Origin of the sequence: Micropruina sp. (assembly GCF_047607385.1) — a bacterium.
Lineage (GTDB): Bacteria > Actinomycetota > Actinomycetes > Propionibacteriales > Propionibacteriaceae > Micropruina.
On the sequence record NZ_JASGDE010000008.1, the window covers coordinates 1 to 6379 of the forward strand.

Annotated in this window: 4 protein-coding genes; 1 reads left to right on the plus strand and 3 read right to left on the minus strand. The window is 71.3% G+C overall.

Going from position 1 to position 6379, the window contains the following annotated elements:
- Positions 1-66: 66 nt before the first annotated feature.
- Complete coding sequence (locus QM582_RS00470) at positions 67-450, minus strand: sterol carrier family protein (RefSeq protein WP_415080761.1); 384 nt, start codon at positions 448-450, stop codon at positions 67-69.
- 24 nt (positions 451-474) lie between these two features.
- On the opposite strand from QM582_RS00470, the gene QM582_RS00475 reads away from it, so the two are divergent.
- Positions 475-3438, plus strand: coding sequence for a bifunctional [glutamine synthetase] adenylyltransferase/[glutamine synthetase]-adenylyl-L-tyrosine phosphorylase (locus QM582_RS00475; protein WP_415080763.1), 2964 nt, complete (start codon positions 475-477; stop codon positions 3436-3438).
- A gap of 633 nt (positions 3439-4071) precedes the next feature.
- Here QM582_RS00475 and QM582_RS00480 read toward each other — a convergent pair.
- Complete coding sequence (locus QM582_RS00480; RefSeq protein WP_415080764.1) at positions 4072-4929, minus strand: hypothetical protein; 858 nt, start codon at positions 4927-4929, stop codon at positions 4072-4074.
- 538 nt (positions 4930-5467) lie between these two features.
- Positions 5468-6379, minus strand: a 912-nt coding sequence (locus tag QM582_RS00485) for an MBL fold metallo-hydrolase (RefSeq protein ID WP_415080765.1), incomplete at its 5' end; no start/stop codon positions are given.

Here is a 6379-nt window from a genome sequence, read left to right on the forward strand (position 1 = left end):
CACTAGGCCCTCCCTAATCAGTTCTGCCCTCCCGTCGACGGGAGGGCAGAACTGATTAGGGAGGGCCTAGTAGTGCTCCGGGCGGAGCGGGAACAACACCGACAGGTCGCTGTGCGCACCGCTGGCCCGGACGCGGTGGCCGGCCCGGGCGTCCGTCCAGGTCAGCCGCCCGGTGGCCAGGGCGAGCAGGGTGGCGGCGTCGGTCTCCACCACGTTGGGCGGGGTGCCGCGGCGGTGGGTGCTGCCGTCGCCGATGGCGAGCTGGACGGCGGCGTAGGGCGGCACCCGCAGTTCCACCGTCCGTCCGGGATGGTCGGACGCGATCCGCGCGCACAGCGTCCGCACCGCGGCGGCGAGCCGGGCGGCGTCCGCCGCGTCGCCCTGGTCGGCCAGGGCGTCCAACTCGGCCCAGTCGAGCGGACGGGACCGGCGGTTCGGGCGGGACGGCACGCGCCCGACGATAACATCGCGGCCATGAGGCGCATCTCGACGACCGAGGGCAACCTGGCTCGGCTCGGCTTCGGCGATCCGCACCGGGCGGCGGCGATCCTGGACGGCTGGTACGACGAGCTCGGTGAGAACTGCGACCACCTGGTTGCCGAGATCCTGGCCAGCGCCGACCCGGATCTGGCGATCAACGGCCTGGACCGGCTGGTCGGCGAACGGCCAGGACTGCTGGCGGATCTCGGCACCAACATCGGTGCCTGGACCCGCCGGCTGATCAGCGTGCTGGGTGCCAGCGTGGCGCTCAACCAGCATCTCGGCGTGCACCCGCTGGACGCCGACGTGCTGCGCGCCCCGTCCGGACGCCGGGACGCCGCCGAACTGCGCCGGATCCTGCTGGACGCCGTCGGCGCCGAGCCCGCGGCCGGCTCACCGGTCGCCGATCCGGCCCGCTCCGACGACCTGCGACGGGCTTACCGGCGCGAGCTGCTGCGGATCGCGGCCGCCGACCTGACCGCGGACGACCCCCTGGAGCTGCTCCCCGAGGTTGCCGCCGAGCTGGCCGACCTGGCCGACGCCACCGTGGAGACGGCGCTCGCGCTGGCTCGCGGCGAGGTGCCCGGCTGGGAGTGTGCCCGGCTCGGCATCGTCGCACTGGGCAAGACCGGCGGTCAGGAGCTGAACTACCTCAGCGATGTCGACGTGCTCTACATCGCCGAGGCCGCGCTCGACGAGTCCGGCGAGCCGGTCTGCGACACCGCGCGCGCGGTCACCACCGCCACCAAGCTGGTCGGTGCGATGAGCCGGATCTGTTCGGCGCACACCGCGGCCGGCACGATCTGGCAGATCGACGCGGCGCTGCGTCCCGAGGGCAAGGCCGGGCCTCTGGTGCGCACCCTCTCCTCGCACGCGACCTACTACCAGAAGTGGGCGAAGAACTGGGAGTTCCAGGCGATGCTCAAGGCCCGTGGCATGGCCGGCGACCTGGCGCTGGCCCAGGACTTCGTCGACCTGGTCGCGCCGATGGTGTGGCATGTGGCCGAGAACGACCAGTTCGTCACCGAGACCCAGGCGATGCGCCGCCGGGTGATCTCGCTGCTGCCGCCCCGGGAGGCCGACCGCGAGATCAAGCTGGGCGCCGGCGGGCTGCGCGACGTCGAGTTCAGCGTCCAGTTGATCCAGCTGGTGCACGGACGCGCCGACGACCGGGTCCGGCAGCGCGGCACCCTGGCGGCGCTGGCCAGGCTGATCGAGTTCGGCTACGTCGGACGCGGCGACGGCAAGGACCTGGACGCCGCCTACCGGTTGATGCGGCTGCTGGAGCACCGGATCCAGTTGGAGAAGCTGCGGCGCACCCATCTGATGCCCGAGGACGAGCTGAGCCTGCGCCGGCTGGCCCGCGGTGTCGGCATGGCGGACGCGGACGAGTTGCGCAGCCGCTGGCGGGGCGCCACCCGGCGGGTGCTCGGCCTGCATCAGCGGCTGTTCTACTCGCCGCTGTTGGAGGCGGTGGCGCGGATCCCGTCCGAGGCTGTCCGGCTCACCAGCTTCGGCGCCGAGGTGCGGCTGCGGGCGCTCGGCTACGCCGATCCGAAGGCGGCGCTGCGGCACATCGAGGCGCTTTCCCAGGGGCTCAGCCGGCAGGCCGAGATCCAGCGGCAGCTGCTGCCGGCGATGCTCGGCTGGTTCAGCGCCGGGCCCAACCCCGACCACGCGCTGCTGGCCTTCCGGCAGGTGTCCGAGGCGATGGGCCGCACCCCCTGGTACCTGCGGGCGCTGCGGGACGGGGACGCGATGGCCGAACGGCTGGCCCGCATCCTGTCCTCCAGCCGGTACACGGTCGAGTTGATGATGCGGGCGCCGCAGTCGGTCGGCATGCTGATCGACGAGTCGTCCCTGCGGGCCCGGGATCGCGGCGAGATCCTGGCCGAGATGCGGGCCTCGGCGAAGCGGCATGCCGAACTGGACGTGGCGGTGCAGCACATCCGGGCGGTGCGCCGCCGCGAGCTGCTGCGGCTCGCGATGGCCGACCTGCTCGGCCTGATCGACCTGGCCACCGTCGGGGCGGGGCTGTCGGAGCTGTTCAGCGCCACCATCGACGCCTCTCTCGAGGTGGTGCGCCGCCGGTTCGAGTGGTCGCCGCGGATCGCGGTGATCGCGTTGGGCCGCTGGGGCGGCCACGAACTCTCCTACGCCTCGGACGCCGACGCCATGTTCGTGATCGAGGACACCGATCGGCCGGACGCCGTCAAGATCGCCACCCAGGTGGTCTCCGAGCTGCGCTCGGCGCTGAGCAAGGCGGGTCCGGATCCGGCCCTGGACATCGATGTCGACCTGCGTCCGGAGGGCAAGGGCGGACCGATGGTGCGCTCGCTGTCGTCGTTCATCGCCTACTACGAGCGCTGGTCGTCGATCTGGGAGGCGCAGGCCCTGCAGCGGGCCGCGCACGGTGCCGGCGACGCCGAGCTGTCGGAGGCGCTGCTGCGGGCGATCGACGCGGTGCGTTACCCGTCCGGCGGGCTGGCCCGGCAGCAGGTGCACGAGATCCGCAAGCTGAAGGCCCGGATGGAGGTGGAGCGGATCCCGCGCGGCAGCGACCCGCTGCGCAACACCAAGCTCGGACCGGGCGGGCTGTCCGACGTGGAGTGGGCGGTGCAGTTGCTGCAACTGCAGCACGGCGACCGGCTGCCCGAGTTGCGGACCACGTCCACGCTGGACGGATTGGCCGCCGCGGAGGCTGCCGACCTGATCTCGCCCGAGGACGCCGCGGCGCTGCGGGACGCCTGGACGATGGCCAGCGGCATCCGCAACGCCATCGTGCTGCTCCGCGGGCGAGCGTCCGACACCATTCCGAACGACCCGCGCGAGGCGTCCGCTGTTGCCCAGCTATTGGGCTACGACAAGGGCGAATCCAGCGTCTTCCTGGACGAGTACCGGCGTCGCACCCGGCGTGCCCGGCTGGTGATGGACCACATCTTCTGGGGCCTGGAGTAAGAAGCCAGCCTCGGCCTGCTGGTGACACCCGATGGCGAGCGCAACAGGCTGCTGGGATCGCCCGGCGGCTCTTCCCATCGGCTGGCCGGGCCGGTCCTACCTCGGGTGGCTTGGCACCGTCCCACTCAGCACCGTCCCACCCGGCTGGTCCTGAACCGCCTCACCCCAGCACCGTTCCACCGGCTGGCCTGGCACCGTCCCACCCGGCTGCGGATCGCGCGATCGACCACAGCTTTCGGGTCCAGCTACTGCTTTCGGGAAATATCCCGAAAGCTGTGGCACGACCTGCGACCATTGGCCGATCGCGCGATCGGCTACATGACGGCGAGGGGCAGGATGGGTAACGCCGCCGCCCCGGCTGGCAGGTCCAGCAGGCCAGTGCCGCGCCGGTCGGCCACTCCACGAGAGGACGGGCAGTTCCGCCGCCCCGGCTCGCAGGTCCACCAGGTCCTGTGCCGTGCCGGTCGATCACTCCACGGCAAGATGGCAACTCCGTGGCCCGGCTTGCAGGGAGGCGTTATAGCCGGCGGTGCGCGTGACACCCACCGGCGGGTGCGGGGTGCCTGGCCCCTCAGTCGGTTCCGGGGCCGGAACCTCGCCTGCCCGGCATCCCAGGCAGGCGTCCTGCCGGTGTCAGTGCCGGGTGTCCCGAGCGATGGCGGCCTTCACCCGGCGAAACAGCGTGTTCCTGTCGTCCAGGAGTTCGGAGGTCACCCGCACGACCTGCCAGTCCAGTGCCCGGATGTCGTCCTCGCGGACCTTCTCGCGGTGCTGTGCGCCGGGTTCGTCGTACTTGCCGCGTCCGTCGCACTCGACCAGCACCCGAGTACCGCGCAGCCGGGCGTCGGCCCGGTACCGCGTTCCGGGAATCTCGAACTGGGGTTCCAGCTCCCAGCCCCAGCGGTCGAAGCTGATCGCGGTCCGCGACTCGAGGGCTGATTCGCGGAGCTTGTTCGCCAGCCGGAGCACCACCGGCAAGTGGCAGTGTCCGGCATGATTGGCCAGCGTCGGTGACCATCGCTCGACGTGATCGAGGACGATCTCATCGGCGCGCAGCGCGTGGTCGGCGGCCATCAGTCCCGACGTCGGGCAGGTCAGAGTGGTCTGCGCGACAACCAGCGAAGGATCGATCACGGATACGTCGCCGACGCGCTGATGGATGACCACCGTCGGCCGACTCTGGGCCGGGCCGGGCTGCGTCCGCATCAGGTGCACGCGCGACCAGTCCGGACGATGCACCGGATAGCCGAGCAGCACAGCGGCCGAGTAGTGGCTGGGGATGGTCTCGGGGTGGTCGCGGAGTTCCGCCTGGACCCGCAGCCGATGCCGGTCGGCGGGATAGCGCAGGTTCTCGGCGGTGTACCAGCCGCGTTTCAGACGGACCACCGCACGCGTGGCCAGAGCGCGTTGCAGGTCGAGCGGCGTCACACCGCAGTCGCGGGCGTCCGTGACGGCGAACAGTGGACGTTGGGTGAGTTCGGTCGGGAGCACATCCTCATCGTGTGCCCGTGCGGTGAGAAGTGTTCAGAATCAGATGTCGGTTCCCCTGGGGCGCGATTCCGGCATACCCGGACCTGTCCCACCCGGCTGCGACCGCCCGGACCCGTCCCATCTGGCTGTGCCCGGTCAGACCGGTCCCACCCGGCTTTGCCCGCTCCATACCCGTCCCACCCGGTTGGCCCACCCGGCCTACCGGCTGCGGATCGCGCGATCGACCACAGCTTTCGGGTCCAGCTACTGCTTTCGGGAAATAACCCGAAAGCAGTAGCACAACCTGCGACCCATTGGCCGATCGCGCGATCGACCGTCGGTAGGCCGGGTGGGCAGGGGTGGTCGACGGGCCTGGCCTGGTGGCAGGCCGGCTGGGGAGGACAGTGGCAGGTCGGGTCGGAGGACGGTCGGCAGGCCGGGTGGGAAGGACGGTCGGGTGGGGTGGATGGTTGGTAGGTCGGGTGGGGAGAGCGGTCGGTAGCTCGGGTCGGGAGACCCGGTCGGCAGGACGGCGGGAGAACCGGGAGACGGCTCGACCTCAGATCTTCAGCAGCGTCAGATCCGGGTGAACCTCGGCGCCGAGTTCGGCCATCCGGCGGGTCAGCTCGTCCAGTGGCGGGTTGCTGTGACTGAGATGAATGCCCAGCAACCGGGTGCCGGCGTCCACCGCGCCGATGCGGCGCAGGTCGTCCACGGCGGCACCGAAACTGGCGAAGGTGTGGTGCCCTTCACCGGGCGGGACGGCATCGCCGAAGGTCTGCTCCAGCAGCACCAGGTCGAAGCGCCAGCCGGCCAGCAGTTCCAGGGCCCGGGGCTTCCAGGGGCCGGTGTCGGTGGCATACAGCAGCCGGCGTCCGTCACGGTCCACCGCGTACAGCACGGCCTCGCCGAGCGCATGGTGGGTGGCCGGCAGCACCAGCACCCGGTACCCGTCCACAGTGAACTCGTCGCCGGCGGTGACGGTGCTGAGCGTGACCCCCTGCTGATCCGGCGCCAGCCAGTCCACGCAGCGGGCGATCGCCGGTGCCGGCCCGATCACCTGCAGCGGTCGCTCGTTCACCCAGCCGCGGTGCATCAGGAACGACGGGTCGAGATGGTCGTCGTGAGCGTGGGTGACCAGCACCGTCCGGACGCCGCACAGGTCGCGTCCGGCGCGCTGGGCCTGCCGGGGCGCCTCGGGTCCGCAGTCCAGCAGCAACCGGTCGTCGACCAGGGCTGCGTTGTTGGTCCGGATCGCGCCGGACGTCCGGGCCTCCGCGCAGGTTGGGCAGGTGCACCAGGCGTTCGGGACGCCGTCCGAGGCCCCGGTGCCGAGCAGCAGGACGTCCATGGCCTCACGGTAGTGCCGAACCCCGAACCCCGAACCCCGAACCCCGAACCCCGAACCCAGCGCTCGCCTAACTATTTGGGGCTCGCTGAATTCAGCGAGCCCCAAATAGTTAGGCGAGCG